This window comes from Sphingomonas baiyangensis (genome assembly GCF_005144715.1).
GTDB classification, from domain to species: Bacteria; Pseudomonadota; Alphaproteobacteria; order Sphingomonadales; family Sphingomonadaceae; genus Sphingomonas; species Sphingomonas baiyangensis.
Map to the genome: position 1 here is coordinate 2,216,578 of NZ_SWKR01000002.1, position 14,512 is coordinate 2,231,089.

15 protein-coding genes are annotated in these 14,512 nt (G+C 69.8%); 7 read left to right on the forward strand and 8 right to left on the reverse strand.

Annotated elements, in window-relative coordinates; translation table 11 throughout:
* Positions 1 to 5 precede the first annotated feature (5 nt).
* The 4 genes from FBR43_RS14005 to FBR43_RS14020 all read right to left on the reverse strand — a co-directional run bounded on the left by FBR43_RS14005 (position 6) and on the right by FBR43_RS14020 (position 6,776).
* On the reverse strand, positions 6 to 323 hold the full coding sequence (locus FBR43_RS14005) for a PepSY domain-containing protein (RefSeq protein ID WP_136943681.1): 318 nt from the start codon (positions 321 to 323) through the stop codon (positions 6 to 8).
* Between the two features lie 74 nt (positions 324 to 397).
* Entirely contained in the window at positions 398 to 4,549 is a 4,152-nt protein-coding gene (locus FBR43_RS14010; RefSeq protein WP_317128330.1) for a translocation/assembly module TamB domain-containing protein, read from the reverse strand.
* Positions 4,546 to 6,516 (reverse strand): autotransporter assembly complex protein TamA, encoded by a 1,971-nt coding sequence (locus FBR43_RS14015; protein WP_136943682.1) that lies wholly within the window; start codon positions 6,514 to 6,516, stop codon positions 4,546 to 4,548. Before FBR43_RS14015 ends, FBR43_RS14010 begins: the two co-directional genes overlap by 4 nt.
* A gap of 56 nt (positions 6,517 to 6,572) precedes the next feature.
* Positions 6,573 to 6,776, reverse strand: coding sequence for a hypothetical protein (locus tag FBR43_RS14020; RefSeq protein ID WP_136943683.1), 204 nt, complete (start codon positions 6,774 to 6,776; stop codon positions 6,573 to 6,575).
* Positions 6,777 to 6,942: 166 nt separating this feature from the next.
* Here FBR43_RS14020 and FBR43_RS14025 point away from each other — a divergent pair, with 166 nt between their 5' ends.
* Complete coding sequence (locus tag FBR43_RS14025) at positions 6,943 to 7,125, forward strand: hypothetical protein (protein ID WP_136944242.1); 183 nt, start codon at positions 6,943 to 6,945, stop codon at positions 7,123 to 7,125.
* Positions 7,126 to 7,138: 13 nt separating this feature from the next.
* Here FBR43_RS14025 and FBR43_RS14030 read toward each other — a convergent pair whose 3' ends face one another.
* Complete coding sequence (locus FBR43_RS14030; protein ID WP_136943684.1) at positions 7,139 to 7,756, reverse strand: S24 family peptidase; 618 nt, start codon at positions 7,754 to 7,756, stop codon at positions 7,139 to 7,141.
* A gap of 90 nt (positions 7,757 to 7,846) precedes the next feature.
* Between FBR43_RS14030 and FBR43_RS14035 the strand changes: the two genes are divergently transcribed.
* Positions 7,847 to 8,026, forward strand: a complete 180-nt coding sequence (locus FBR43_RS14035) for a hypothetical protein (protein WP_136943685.1) — start codon at positions 7,847 to 7,849, stop codon at positions 8,024 to 8,026.
* Positions 8,026 to 8,337: a hypothetical protein gene (locus tag FBR43_RS14040; RefSeq protein WP_249276606.1), complete on the forward strand. Its 312-nt coding sequence runs from the start codon at positions 8,026 to 8,028 to the stop codon at positions 8,335 to 8,337. Before FBR43_RS14035 ends, FBR43_RS14040 begins: the two co-directional genes overlap by 1 nt.
* 2 nt (positions 8,338 to 8,339) lie before the next feature.
* Here the strand turns inward: FBR43_RS14040 and FBR43_RS14045 are convergent, their stop codons facing one another.
* Positions 8,340 to 9,110: a hypothetical protein gene (locus FBR43_RS14045; protein ID WP_136943686.1), complete on the reverse strand. Its 771-nt coding sequence runs from the start codon at positions 9,108 to 9,110 to the stop codon at positions 8,340 to 8,342.
* The gene (locus FBR43_RS14050; protein ID WP_136943687.1) at positions 9,050 to 10,318 is read right to left on the reverse strand and encodes a TIGR04063 family PEP-CTERM/XrtA system glycosyltransferase; all 1,269 of its coding nucleotides are present in this window, start codon (positions 10,316 to 10,318) and stop codon (positions 9,050 to 9,052) included. Before FBR43_RS14050 ends, FBR43_RS14045 begins: the two co-directional genes overlap by 61 nt.
* A gap of 83 nt (positions 10,319 to 10,401) precedes the next feature.
* Between FBR43_RS14050 and FBR43_RS16560 the strand changes: the two genes are divergently transcribed.
* Both FBR43_RS16560 and FBR43_RS14055 read left to right on the forward strand, forming a co-directional pair.
* Positions 10,402 to 10,536: a hypothetical protein gene (locus FBR43_RS16560; RefSeq protein WP_262708695.1), complete on the forward strand. Its 135-nt coding sequence runs from the start codon at positions 10,402 to 10,404 to the stop codon at positions 10,534 to 10,536.
* A complete protein-coding gene (locus FBR43_RS14055; RefSeq protein WP_136943688.1) occupies positions 10,529 to 11,629 on the forward strand; it encodes an acyltransferase family protein in 1,101 nt (366 codons plus the stop codon). The genes FBR43_RS16560 and FBR43_RS14055 overlap by 8 nt, the downstream gene beginning before the upstream one ends.
* On the opposite strand, the gene FBR43_RS14060 is transcribed toward FBR43_RS14055, so the two are convergent.
* The gene (locus FBR43_RS14060; RefSeq protein WP_136943689.1) at positions 11,589 to 12,146 is read right to left on the reverse strand and encodes a type 1 glutamine amidotransferase domain-containing protein; all 558 of its coding nucleotides are present in this window, start codon (positions 12,144 to 12,146) and stop codon (positions 11,589 to 11,591) included. The two genes, FBR43_RS14055 and FBR43_RS14060, sit on opposite strands and share 41 nt — an antisense overlap.
* 114 nt (positions 12,147 to 12,260) lie before the next feature.
* Here FBR43_RS14060 and FBR43_RS14065 point away from each other — a divergent pair, with 114 nt between their 5' ends.
* The gene (locus tag FBR43_RS14065; protein WP_136943690.1) at positions 12,261 to 13,295 is read left to right on the forward strand and encodes a DNA topoisomerase IB; all 1,035 of its coding nucleotides are present in this window, start codon (positions 12,261 to 12,263) and stop codon (positions 13,293 to 13,295) included.
* 10 nt (positions 13,296 to 13,305) lie between these two features.
* A complete protein-coding gene (locus FBR43_RS14070) occupies positions 13,306 to 14,502 on the forward strand; it encodes a mechanosensitive ion channel family protein (RefSeq protein WP_136943691.1) in 1,197 nt (398 codons plus the stop codon).
* Positions 14,503 to 14,512: the final 10 nt, after the last annotated feature.

The following is a 14,512-nucleotide window of genomic DNA, read 5'->3' on the forward strand; positions in this document are numbered from 1 at the left end:
TTTATTCAGCGATCGCCCGAGCGGCCGAGAATTTGCCCCGATCGCCCGTCGACCTCGATCCAGATGACGTTGCCGTCGCGCAGGAACTTCAGCGTGTAGACCGCGGTTCCCGAATCGAAATCGAAGCCGATGTAGCGGGCGCCCTTCGCCTTGGGCACCACGCGCCGCTCGATCTCGCGCAGTGGCAGGATGCGTCCCTGCATCCGCGCCTCGTGCGCGGCGCGGTGATCGCCCTTGCGCTGCGGCGCGTCCGTCGTGCGGGCAGTCGCCGGCAACGGCGGCGCCAGCAGGCCGGCGGCCAGCAGAATGGACAACGGACGCATCACCATCCGCATCGCATAGGGCCGATGGCTTGAATAGCCTATGAATGGCCGCTGGCCAGGTGCTTGCTCGCGCATCAATAGTCGCGCGACACCCGCACGTTGGCGCTTTGTCGCCCGATCGTCGAGATGGAGGAGAGTAGCGAAAGCCAGCGTGTGATCTGGAACTCGACGCGCGTCGCCGAATAGCCCTGCCCGTCGGAGATGATCTCGACATAGGTGCGCCGCGTCACGAACTTGCCCGCCGCGATCGCGGTGCCCTGCCCGGTCTGCGGATCGGCGGCGATGATGCGCAGCCGATCGAGACCCGCCGCACGGCGCACCGCGTTGATGGGATTGAGCCCGTCGCCGCCATCCTGCAACGCCGCCACCGCCGCGGCCAGCTGCAAAGCCTCTGGCGCCGACAGATTGGTGATCGAGGTGCCGAACAGCAGCCGCGACAAGAGCTCGTCCTCGGGTAAGGCGGGCACGCTCGAGAAGGTGATCTCGGGCCGCAGCGCATTGCCGCCGACACGGATCGTCGCGTTCAGCCCCTGCGTGTCGGCATTGGCGACGATGTCGAGCGCTGGATTGGCGGGCACCGATCCGTCGAACTGGATGCTGCCGCGATCGAGATCGAAATCGCGCCCCGCAAACTCGTAGTCGCCGCGGACGAGATCGAGCCGGCCGCGGATCTGCGGATTGGTCGGCTCGCCGCCGATACGCAGATTGGCCGCCCATTCGCTGTCGAGGCCGAGCCCGGTCACGATCATGCCGCCGGGTGCCCGCGCGCGCAGATCGAGCCGCCACGGCGTCGCCACCGCCGCCTCGACATCATCGCCTTCGGGCCGGTTGATCTCGGTGACGGCGAGGCGTGGCAGCGGCGTGGCGGCAACCGCGCGGCCGAGCTGGTAGCGGCTGGCATCGAGCGTCACCTCGCCCCCGATCGTGCCACCGGCGCCGTCCGAACGGATCGTGATTGGCCCAGTGACCGTCGCGCCAAAATCGTCGCGGTCGATCAGCAGCGCGCGACGTGCCTCGATCGCCAGGTCGATGCCGAAGCCGCGCGCCGCCGACAGATCGAAGCTGCCCGATCCCGACACCGTACCGTCGCCCCGGTCGCGCGCCTGGAAGCGATCGACGACGAGGCGCGAGCCGTCGAACCGCCCCGACGCCGCGACATTGCGCAGCACCGTGCCCGTCACCGCGCTCTCGATGCGCGCATCGGTCGTACGGACCGCGCCGCGAATGCGCGGATCGGCTAGACGGCCGGTCACGTCGGCACCGATCGCGACGGGGCCCGAAAGGTCGAACAACTCGATACCCGTGAGCCGCCAGAGCGAATCGGCCGGGCCATTGTAGCGCAGCTGGCCGAACAGCGCGGCGTTGGCGAGCCGGTCGGCCAGGCTGCCCTGCCCGAGCGGCGCAAGCCGCATCTGCGCGCGGCCGATGGTACGCCCGCCGCTTGCCATCACCGCGCGTAGTCCCGCGCGGGCAGGAGACAGGTTCGCGCGGACGCCGAGGTCGATGGGCCGCGACGACAGGACAAGCCCGGCACGCGCGAGCCCGCGCACCGTCATGTCGATCGACCCCGTCGGCGCGCCGCTCGCGTCGCTCGCGTAGCGCACGCTGCCCGATGCGGTGCCGCCAAGCCCCAGGCCCGGAAAGCCGATGTCGAGCACGGTGAGCGGCATGGCGCGCACGCTGGCGTCGATCGCGGTCGCGTCGCCGCCGAACCGCCCCGCGAGCGTGCCCTCGCCCCCTGCGAAGGTCAGCCGTGTCGAGCCGAGCTGCCAGCCATCGTCGTCGCGTGTCAGAACCGCCGGCGCGACGAGCTTGAGCGGCCGCCCGTCGACGCTGCCGCCGCCCGTCACGGTGTAGCGGTCATCGGCAATCGCGATATCGGCATCGATTGCGAATCCGCGCCCGCGCGACCCCGCGAGGGTCACCTTCGCGCTGCCGCTGCCACCGCGCAGCCGGCCGCTGGCATCGAGCCGCGCGAGACTGAGCGCGCCACGCCGCAGCCCGCGAGCCGTCAGCCTCGCCTCGATGCTCGCGCCTTCGGGGTCGAGCAGGCTCGAAAAGGTCAGTCGCCCGCTGCGGATCGCGAGGTCGCCGGCGATCGTCGCACCTTGCGCGGTCACATCGCCGGTGATGCCCTGCACGCCCCCCTGCGGCACGAATTGCAGATTGCCGGCGAGCCCGCCGCCGGTGAAATCGATGCGCCCGTCGAAGCCGCCGGCGACGATCACCAGCGCACCCTTGCCGCGCGTGCCGGCCACGTCGATGCGTGCGACCTCGATGCGCGGGGTGCCGCCCGACGGCAGCACGATCGTGCCGTCGCTCTCGAACGGCCCGAGCCGCGATCCGCCCGCGGCGGTGAAGCGATAGCCTTCGGCAACCGGATCGAGCCGCGCCTGCACATCGGCCAGCCCCAGCGTGTCATTGGGCGAAGCGAGGCGCAGCTCGACACGCGGGCGGGCGATGTTGCCGTCGAGCTTGAGCGTGACGGGTCCGTAGGTCGCGTGGCGCCCACTCCCTTCGAAATAGAAGCTGCCGTCGACGCGGCGCAGCCCGTTGCCGCGCACGTCGAGTAGCGGCGAATTGAGCACCAGACCGCGGAAATAGAGCACACGATCAGGGCCGCGTTCGAGCCCCGTCGCGATCCGTGGCAGCCCACCGAACAAGGTGGCGAAGAAACTGTTGTCGAGCCGCAGCACGCGCGCGGTACCGCGTCCGACGATGCGCGTACCGCCGCTGGCGCCGGGCACTACCGTCAGCCGCGAATCGACCTCGACCAGCCCGAGGCCGGGGATAAGATAGCGCTGGAGTCCGCCCGCCAGCCCTACCTCGTAGCGGCCGGTGGCGAGATCGAGGAACAGCATGATCCGGCCCGAAAGCTGGTCCGAGCGCAGTTCGAGCCGGTCGCTGGTGACGCTTTGCGCCGTCACCGCGAGCGGCCCGGTCACCACCAGGTTGCGCAATATGCCCCCCGCTACCTCGCCCACGCCCGTCACGCGCGCGGCGGTAAGGCGCACGGGCACGATCACCGGCGCGCGCGAAAGCCGCCCGCTGCCGCTCACACGCACCGTCTCGAACCCCGTCTGGTCGAAGGCGACGCGCGTCGCCGACAGGCGATAGTCGAAGCGCGCGGTGGCGAACGCACCGTCCAGCACCGCGCGCAGCGCGATGTCGCGGCCGGTCATGTTGGGGAACAGTGCCGGCGGGCGATCGAGCAGGGCGGCGATGCGCAGGTCGCGCCAGCGCGATTCGGCAAGATCGACGCCGCCCGATGCCTCGATCAGCAGCGCCGGCGAGCGCACCGACAGCGTACCTTCGAGCCGGCGATTGGCAAGCGTCGCGGCGCCGTTCACTCGCACGACGGGCGCGGTCAGGCGCTGGAGGCGGCCGCGCAGCATCAGCGAGGGCGCGACGGTGCCGCCAAGCGTATAGCGACCATCCTCGACGCCGAGCCGCAGGTCGGCGAGCGACGCATCGCCGAGGCTCGCGGCGGCGCGCCCCTGCCAGCGCCGCCACCGCCCGTCGCCGGCAACTTCGAATGCGATCGGTTGGGCGACCCCCAGCATCCGCGCGAGCACGCCGTCGCCCCGTCCGCGCCCGCGCGCGGCCAGATCGAAGCGATCGCGGTCGGGCGCGGCGTCGAGATCGACGCGCACGAAATCGCTGCCCGCGACGAGTGCCGCCAGATCGATGAGCGCGCGCCGGTTGCGGATATCTGCGCGGCCGACGATACGCCCCACACGCGCCGGTCCCGCCACGCCCTCGGCGAGTTCGAGCCGGTCGACCGCAAGCCAGCCGATCGCAATGTCGAAACCCGGCAGGATCGGCCCCTGCCGCCCGGTGGGGCGTGGCTCGGGCACGCGCAGCAACGTGGCGCGCGGAATGACGAGGCGGCGGATGTCGAGGCGGTTGGCGCTCCACGCGAGCGGCCGCCAGTCGAGCTCGGCGCATGGTGCCGCGAACACCAGTCCGCGCGGATCATAGACGCGCACGTCGACGAGCGTCGCCTCGCCGTAGAGCGATCCGTCGATACGGCCGATCCGGTAGCGCAGGCCGTTGGCGGGTTCGAGCGCGGCGACACGATCGACCACCCAGCGCCGCCCCGCCTGCGTATCGAGCAGCATCGCCGCGCCGGCGACCAGCCCCAGCAGCAGCGCGACCGCGCCGAGCACGCGGCGCGGCCAGCGCCAGCCGCTGCGGCGCGGCGCGGGCTTCGCGTCGTCGCTCAAAACGCCTGCCCCAGCGAGACGTAGACGGCGATGCGCGAATCGCCCGGCTGCGGGTTGATCGGCGTGCCGACATCGACGCGGATCGGGCCGAAATTGGAATAATAGCGCACGCCGACACCGGCACCGTAGCGCATATTGTCGAACTGCGGCACCGCCGCTGTCGAGATCGTGCCGGCATCGAAGAATGGCACGACGCCGAAATTGCCGAACGCGCGCACGCGTGCTTCGATCGAGAATTCGGTCAGGCTGCGCCCGCCTATCGGATCGTTGTTCAGATCGCGCGGGCCGATCGCCTGGAATCCGTATCCGCGCACCGATGCGCCGCCGCCCGCATAGAAGCGGCGTGAGGGAGCGACAGCATCGCGCGGGGCGCCAAGGATCGTGCCCAGCCGCACGCGCCCCGCCACGACCACGCGCTCGTTCATGGGGTGATAGACGCTCGCGTCGACCTGCGTGCGCGCGTAGCCGAAGATGTCGCCCTCGAACGACAATTCGGGCGAAAGCCGCCCTGCCAGGCGAAAGCCGCGCTTGGGATCGAGCAAATCGTCCGATCCGTCATAGGCGAGGCTGGTAGGCAGCGCGCCGATGAAGAAGGTGCGCACGCGCTCGGCGCCTGTCGCGAGGATCACGTCCTGCTCGCGGCTGGCGAGCAGCTCGGCACCGAGCGACCAGGTCCAGGTCTTCTGGAAGAAGATGTTGGTCTGCCGCTCGAGACTGCCCGAGAGCTGGAAGGTATCGGCGACGAAGGCGTCGCGTTCCAGATGCGCGGCGGCAACCTGCAACGTCAGCACGCGGTCGCGCCCGTGGAAATTGTTGCGGCGGAACACCACGCTGCCCAGCTGCTCGCGCGTGCCGAGCACGCCGCGCAGCGTGAGCCCACCCTCGGGGGGGAACAGGTTGCGATGCGTCCAGCTCACCTCGGCGCGCGCGCCTTCGCCCGTGCCATAGCCGAGCTCGCCCGCGATCGTGCGTGGCGGCCCGGGAATCATGCCCACTTCAAGATCGACCGTGCCCGGCGTCCGGCCCGGCACTTCCTCGATCCGCACCGCCGAGACGAGGCCGGTCTGCACGATCGCGCGGCGCAGATCGTCGACCGAGTTCGAATCATAGAGATCGCCGGGCACGAAGCGCGCGATGTCGAGAACGTGCTCGGCATCGAACACGCGGTCGTTGCGCGTGCGCACGGTGCCGAAGCGCAACGCCTCGCCTGGATCGACGGCGATGTCGAGGCTGGCGGTCCGCGCGGCGCGATCGACTGTGAGGCGCGGCTCGCCGACCTCGGCGAACGCGAAGCCGGTGCGGCCGATGCGCGTGCGCAGCGCCTCCTCGCCCGCCGCGATCGCGTCGGCGTCGGCGGCATCGCCTGCCTCGACGGCGAAGCTCTCGCGCAACAGCGGCGCCTTGTCGCCCGCCGCCTCGACACCGGCGATGGTTACTCGATCGAGCCGATAGACCGCGCCGGGCACGGCATCGAGCGTCACCAGCAAGCGGTCGCCCTCACGCGTGACGACGGGCTCGACGACGGCATCGTAATGGCCCGCCGCGCGGAGCAGCGTGCGCAGCAATTCGGCATCCTCGCGCGCGCGCAGGTCGATCTGCGCGGCGTTCGACGGCTCGTCGTCATGCGCCTCGAGCGTCGATGCCTCGTCGAAGCGCTGGCGCATGAGGTCGGTCCACACGCCGTCCATGCCGTCCACGCGGTAGCCGTAGCGGATCGTTCCGTCGGTCGGGGCGGTAGCGACGTCGGTCGTTGTCACCGCCGGGTCGGCGGGCGCCGCATCGAGATCGGGCCAGTCGACGCCCACATCGTCTAGCGGCGCAAGCGGCGCATCGGGATCGAGCAGCGCGTCCTCGCCGCCGGTCTGCACCGCCACGCCGGCCTGCTGCGCATGGGCCGGTGCCCACAGGCTCAGGGTCAGGCCGGCAGCGGCAAGGCGCCAGCGCTGCCGGCGGAACGAACGGGACATGGCGCTGCGTTAGCCGGGATCGCGGCGGCGCGCCATCCGGTGCGGCGTCGCAGCGGTTAGTGGCGAGTGCCCAGCGCGCGGTCCTGCGCGAGCAAGAGGATCAGCCGCTCGATCTGGCGCCAGCGGCAGAAATGCAGATGGTTGCCAAGGTTGCGGCTGGCATCGGCACGCGCGGCGGCTTCAATGCCGGCGTCGTCGCCGAACAGCTCAATGAGTTCGGCGGCGTCGCGCACGTCGGCGCTGTCGGTCAAATAGGGCATCTGCATCGCGAGGCGCGCTTACAAGCAGCGTGCCAGCTTGGCGAGTAGCCAGCGCGCCCGCGTTTCACGAAGGTAAATGACGTCGGCGTCTCCGTGCCGCTGCGAGACGGGCGTGCCGAAAGCGGACGGCTGGCGTCCCGTCGCGGGACGTGGCAAGGCGCGCGCCATGCAGGACGCTCCCCCCTCGCGCACCCCGATGGCCGGCGGCGCGCTGCTCGCCGTCTCGATGCTCGTCGGAACGGGCATTGGCGTCGCGCTGCGCCAGCCGTCGCTCGGCTTTCTCGCGGGGCTTGGCGTCGGCATCGCGCTCAGCGTGGCGATCTGGCTGCTCGACCGCCGACGCGGCTGAACGCGACGCGCCGCTAGAGCGCGCGGCCTACCCAGACGACGCGACCGATCACGCGCACGCGCGCGCGCGCGACGATGCCGGGATCGGGCGCGTCGGGATTGTCGCTCGATACGTGCAGCCCCCCGGGCGCGGGTGCCACGCGCTTGACCATCACCACGCCATCGAGCCGCAGCACGAACACGCCGCCGCCCGCCGACACGTCGCGGCGCGCTGAATCGACGAGAATGTCGTCGCCGTCGAGCAGTGTCGGTGCCATCGAAGCGCCCGCGACGCGGATCATCGAGGCTGCATCGCCCGCTACGCCCAGCATCGCGAGCATCGCCGGATCGACCAGACGCGGATGCTCGGGCACGTCGATCTCTGCCACGCCGCCTGGCCCCGCCGACGCGGCGACGTCGAATCGTGCCACGGCACGCAGTCCCGGCGGACCGCCCAGCACCTCGTCCTCGATACCCAGATAATCGGCGATCAGCCGCCGCTCGCGCTCGGGCAGGACGCGCGGCGATCCACGCGCGACATATTGCTGCACATAGGCGTCGTTGCGCCCGATCACGCGTGACAGCCGCATGAGGCTGACGCCTTGCGCAGCGGCAGCGGCGGCAAGCGCGGTGCGGGGATCGGGTGGCAACATGCTCGATCCATAAGCCGAGGAAATATCCTAGACAAGTTGGAAATGTGAGAACAGAGAAGGAACATATCTAGCGCGAAGGAGTCGGGATGCATGGATTTGGTGGTTCGGATCGAGCGGCACCTGCGCCGGTCAGGGATGAAGCGGACGGCGTTCGGGCGATCGGTCGCCAACGATCCGCGGCTGGTCGACGACCTGCGCAACGGACGCGAGCCGCGGGCTCGCATGCGGGGGCGGATCGAAGCCTATCTGGCACGAGTCGAGCGCGGCTGATGCGCGGCCCCGACGCGATGGCGCTGCTGCAACGCGCGCTGCAAGGCTCAGCCGATGCCGCCGGCCTGATACTCGCGATCGGCGAAGCGACGAGTATCGACTGGGCAAGCGCGACCTTCACCGGGGCGCGGCACCTGTTGCGCGTCACGCTCCCCGATGAGCCTGCGTCGCACGCCTGGCTTGCAGGGCTGGCCGACGCCGAGCTGTTCATGCCCGGGCATCTGCTCGCCGACTGTGCGGTCGTCGCCGTCGAGCATGCCGCCGGCACGCTCGCTGCCCGAATCGAAGCGCTGAGCGTCGAGGAGCGTTAGGGTCAGCGCGTGGCGAAGCGCCGCAGCGTGACGAGCGCGTCCTCGAGCCCTTCGGCATCGGGCCGCTCGGTCATCGCCGGCGTGGTGCGGCGGCGCGCCATGCCGCGCTCGAGCCGATCGAGCAGCAGATGGATCGTGGCATCGGTCTCGGCGGCGACGATCGCGGGCTCGGGTTCGCGTAATTCGGCGCGGATCGGCAGCGGCAGCGGCCGTACCGGCGGCGTCAGTTCGAACGTCTCGATCCGCGCCTCGCTGGCGACGGGCTCGGGTTCTACGTCGACATCGGGTTCGATCGCACCGCGAGCGAAGGCGACCATCGGCACTTCGAGATTGGCGGGCAGCGGGCGCTCGACCGGCGCGGAATCTGCCGAGACTTCGGCTTCGAGCTCGCGTGGTGCCACGACCTCGAGAAACGGCGTGCCCAGATCGCGTGCGGCCATCACCGGCTCGCGCAGCGGTGCGTCGGGATGCAGATCGGCACGCCGTTGGAGCGTGCGTGCGCGCGGCGCCGGCGTCAGCACGCGACGCGCGACGAACAGCGTCGCCCCGCCTGCGATGCCGCCGGCGGCGAGCACGATGAGCAGGCGAGCGGTCGCTCCCAGCGGCGGCTGTGCCGGCGGGAACAATGCGGCGATGCCCGTGTCGAGCATCAGCCCTTCGAGACGCCAGGTGGGAAACAGTCCGGCAGCGAGGGCCGCGGCAGCGCCGACGATCAGCGCGGCGAGCGGTGCGAAGGGGAGGTTGCGGGGGAGACTGGCGGTGAGCGCGACCATGTTCGTTCCATTCCGTCGGCCGAGAGCAGCCGTTGATATACCGGGCGATAGCGCGAAACATTTGACGACCAGTTACGCTCGCGCTCGACAAAGGCGCGCGCCGCCGCACGCCGCGCATCCCAGCCGGCACGGTCCGCCAGCATCCGCGCCAGTGCCGCGGCGATCGCCGGCGGCGAATCGGGGGCGAACAGCGTGCCCGTGACGCCGTCCTCGATGAGTTCGCGATGCCCGCCGACATCCGATGCCGCGACCAGCCGGCGTTGCGCCATCGCCTCGAGCGGCTTGAGCGGCGTCACCAGATCGGTGAGGCGCATATGCTTGCGCGGATAGGCGAGAATATCGATCAGGCTGTAATAGCGCTCGACCTCGTGATGCGGCACGCGGCCGACGAAGCGGATATGATCGGCAACGGGCGATGCGGCGGCCTGTGCCGCGAGCGCCGCCGCCATCGGCCCGCCGCCCACCAGCAGCAGTTGCGCATCAGGCTGCGCTGCGACGAGTGCGGGCATCGCCGCTACCAGATCGTCGAGGCCCTCATATTCGTAGAAGCTGCCGACATAGCCGATCACCGATGTGCCTAGCCCCAGTTCGGCGGCGAGCGCCGCGTCGCGCGGCGGCGGATCGCCGAACAGGTCCATGTCGACGCCGTTGGGGCTCACCATGATGCGCTCGGGCGCGACGCCGCGCGCGATGAGATCGCCGCGCAGCCCCTCGCAGATCACCGCAACGGCATCGACGCGGCGCACTGCCCAGCTCTCGGCCGCGCGCGTCAGGCGATAGCGTGCCGAGCCTTCGCGGCCGGTACCGTTGCCGACGGCGGCATCCTCCCAGAATGCGCGAATCTCGTACAGGAGCGGCAGCCCGTGCCGGCGCGCCACGCGCAGCGCCGCCAGTGCGTTGAGCACGGGCGAATGCGCATGCAGGATATCGGGGCGAAAGCGATCGATCGCGCGCTCGATTCCCGCTGCCAGCGCGCCGATCTCGCGCCATTCGCCGATCGGGGTGGGCGCCGATGCGGGCGCGATGCTGCGATGGAAGTCGAGCCCGTCGAAGCACTCATGCGATGCGTCGGCAGTGCCGTGCCGCGGCCCGGTGACGCCCGCCACGTCCCAGCCCAGCGCCTGCTGCGCCTTCAGGATCGCGCGCGTGCGAAAGGTATAGCCGCTATGCAGCGGCAGGCTGTGATCGAGCACGTGGAGTATCCGCATGAGCGCGCAATGCCACGCAGGCGCTTAACGGGCCGTCAACCGGCGATGGCCTATCGCCCGTTCATGCAGCGAGGCCGCCCCGCATGATCGACAATTTCTCGCTCGGCATCACGCACGCGTTGATGCTCTATGCCTGCTGGCTGATGCTGCGGCGCCCCGATCTCGACAGCGAAGCGCCGCAGGAAAAGGGCTTCGGGCGCCCGCCCCGCGATGGCTGAGCCTAGCGCTGCACCGGCCGAACTGCGCGCGCTCACCGCCGCGCGCGGGCTCGCTGCCTGGTGGGTGGTGCTCTACCATATCCGCGATTCGATCGGCGGGCTCGATGGCTGGCCGATGGCAGTGCTCGCGCGCGGCTATCTCGCGGTCGACTTCTTCTTCCTGCTGTCGGGCTTCGTGCTGTGGCTGAGCTATGCCGAGCGGCTGCGCGGCGGCGGCTGGCCGGCGGTCGCGAGTTTCCTGCACCGCCGCTTCGCGCGCATCTGGCCGCTGCACGCCTTCGTCCTGACCGGCGGCGTGATGCTCGCGCTGTTGCTGGCGGCGACGGGGCGACACGATCCGGTCGAGTTCCCCTTCACCGAGCTGCCTTGGCATTATCTGTTGGTGCAAAGCTGGGGCATGGAAGGCGCGCTCGCGTGGAACAAGCCCGCCTGGTCGATCTCGGTCGAGAGTGCCGCCTATCTCGCCTTTCCACTGCTGATCCTTTCGATCGACTGGCGGCGCGTGCCGACGCCGGCGGTGATCGCCGCGATCGTCGCGCTGCTCGTGCTGCTGGCGACCACGCTGGCCGCGCGCGATGCCGATACGCTCAACCAAACGAGCGGGCGCCTGGGGCTGCTGCGCTGCATGTTCGAGTTCGCCGCCGGCACCGCCGTCTGCGCGCTGTGGCTGCGCTGGCGCGCACGCCCGCGCGCCGCGACGATCGCATCACTCGGCGTGATGGCGATGCTCGGCGCGCTATGGGCAGCCGGCGCGCTGCCCGAAATCCTCGCTGTCCCGCCGATGTTCGCCGCACTGTTGCTCGTGCTGGCGCTCTCGCATCGCGGCGGCGTGCTCGCCAGCGCGCCGCTACATTGGCTTGGTGAGGTGAGCTATGCCACCTATCTGGCGCATTATCTGATGTGGAAGGCGTTCAAGCTCGCCTTCGTCGCCGCCCCCGGTGCGGTCGCATGGCCGCTGATCGCGCTGTACCTGCTGATGGTGCTCGTCGCCTCGGGGGCGCTCTACCGCTGGGTAGAACGCCCCGCGCAGAAACGGATCAACGCGTGGCGCTTCAGTCGGCGTCGGCCCCGACCTTCGCCAGCGCTTCGATGATCGCGCGGTTGAAGGCGGGAATGTCGCCCGGATTGCGGCTGGTGATGAGATTGCCGTCGACCACGACTTCCTCGTCGACCACGTCGGCGCCGGCATTCTCCAGATCGGTACGCACCGACGGCCAGCTCGTCACGCGGCGCCCGTCAACCACATCGGCTTCGACCAGCAGCCACGGCGCGTGGCAGATCGCCGCGACCAGCTTCTCGTCGTCGACGAAATCCTCGACGATCTCGACCGCGCGCTCCTCCATCCGCAGCTTGTCGGGATTGCCGACGCCGCCGGGCAGCACCAGCGCCTCGTAATCGTCGACATCGACATCGGCGAGCGTCAGGTCGGGCGTGATGCTGTCGGCAGGTTCGCTGTCGTTCTTCACGCCCCGGATCGGATCGGTCTTGATCGAGGCGAGCGTCACGGTGGCGCCGGCATCGAGCAGTGCCTGCCGCGGTTCGAACAGCTCGCTGTTCTCGAACCCGTCGGTGGCGAGCATCAGCACGCGGATTCCCTGTAGATCGGCCACGTCGGTTCTCCTTGGATGTCGGTTGGATCGCGTCGCCAACCCCTGCGCACCCCCGCTGGTTCCGGAACGAAGCGCCGGCCCGCGCATTCCTTGCGCCATACCGATGGAGCAACGATGACCGGCACGATCACCTATTGCGACGATTGCCAGCCGGGAATCACCCGGCGCAAGGTGCGCGGCGGGTGGGGATATTGGGGCGCCGACGGCAAGCGGATCACCGACCGCGACGAGATCGACCGGCTGAATGCGATCGGCCTGCCGCCCGCCTATCGCGACGCATGGTTCTGCCCCGATGCCAGCGGCCATATCCAGGCGGTGGGCTGGGACGAGAAGGGCCGCAAGCAGTATCGCTATCACGCGGGGTTCCGCGAAGCGCAGGAAGCCGCCAAATATTCGCGCTGCGCGGTGTTCGGCGAGCGGCTGCCGCGACTGCGCAAGCAGGTCGAACGCGACCTGCGTGCGCGCAAGCTCTCGCGCGAGCGCGCGGTCGCCGCCGTGGTGCGGCTGCTCGATCGCGGGCAACTTCGCGTCGGCAACGAGGGATATGTGAAGGCCAACAACAGCTTCGGCGCCACCACGCTGCGGCGGCGCCATGCCAAGCTCACCACCTCGTCGCTGCTGCTCCAGTATCGCGCCAAATCGGGCAAGATGCGGGTGCTGACGATCACCGACGGGTCGCTCATCCGCTTCGTGCGGCGGTGCCAGGACCTGCCGGGCCAGCATCTTTTCAGCTGGGTCGACGAAGCCGGCGAGGTGCGCCCGGTGACATCGACCGACGTCAACGTCTATATCCGCGAGGCGATGGGCGAGGATTTCACCGCCAAGCATTTCCGCACCTGGGGCGCGAGCGCGATCGCATTCGAGGCGCTGGCTACGGCGGATGCGCCGATCGGTCTGAAAGCCATGCTCGAGCCGGTCACCGAAGCCTTGGGCAATACGCCGGCGATCGCGCGCAAAAGCTATGTCCACCCGACGCTGGTGGCGCTCGCCAAGGACAAGCCGGCGCAACTCGCGCTGCGCGAGACACTGCGCCTGCCGCGCGCCACGCGCCACCTGAGCCGCGCCGAGCGCGGACTCATCGCGTTGCTCAAGGCCGAAGCCGAAGCGGCCGACGCCGGCGCATCGCCCGCCCCTCCCCGCGCAGCCTGAAGAAGGCCACATGTCGAATGTCAACGCCGCGGTGGCAAACACCGCCGATACCGTTTCGGTAACGCCCCAACTGATCGCCGGGCAAGCGCGTCGCCTGTGGATCGACAGTATCGACTGGCTGCAGGGCCACTGGCTGCAAATCCTGGTGGCGGTCGCGGTCGCGACCATCATCGTGCTGGCGCTCGCAGCGCTCAAGAGCTGGGGCAAGCGCTATTGCGAGCGGCAGCCGGTCATCACCGGCTGGTCGGGCGTGTTCGGCCGCGCGATCGCGCGCACCAACAGCTTCTTCATGGTGATGATCGCCGCCAAGCTGGTCGAAGGCTATGCCGATGCGCCGGCGGCGGTCAGCGCCACGGTCAACTTCCTTTTCACCGTCGCGGCGGTGTTCCAGGCCGCGATCTGGGTGCGCGAGATCGTGCTCGGCATGGTCGAGGCGCGCACGCAGACCGATCGGCACGGCGCCGAGGCGCTGGGCACCGCGATGGGGCTCATCCGCCTGCTCGTGACCTTCGCGGTATTCGCGATCGCGCTCATCGTCGTGCTCGACAATCTGGGCGTCAACGTGACCGGCCTCGTCGCGGGTCTGGGCGTCGGCGGCATCGCCATCGGTCTGGCGGCGCAGGGCATCTTCGCCGATCTGTTCGCGGCGCTTTCGATCATCTTCGACAAGCCGTTCCGCCGTGGCGACAGCATCAGCTACGATACGACCAGCGGCAGCATCGAGGAAATCGGCCTCAAATCGACGCGCATCCGCAGCTTCCAGGGCGAGGAGCGGATCATCTCGAACAAGCAGCTGCTCGACAAGGAAATCCAGAACAACACCAAGCGCGACCATCGCCGCGCCAAGTTCGTGATCGGCGTGACCTATCAGACGCCGCCCGAGACGTGCGCGCGCATCCCGGCGCTGTTGCAGGAGATCGTCGAGGCGCACGACAAGAGCTTCGTGCGCGCCGGTTTCACCGGCTTTGGCGCGTCGAGCCTCGATTTCGAGGTCGAGTTCGACTCGCCCACCGCCGACTATGCGAGCTTCTACGACGGCCGCACCGCCGTCGGCATCGCGATCCTCAAGCGGTTCAACGACGACGGGATCGAGATCGCCTATCCGACGCAGACGACCTTTACCGCAGCGCCCGACGGCACGCTCGTCATGCCCTATCCGCAGGTGCAGCCGGTACGGCAGATCGACGACGGCGGCGCGGGCGACTGAACCGCCCGCG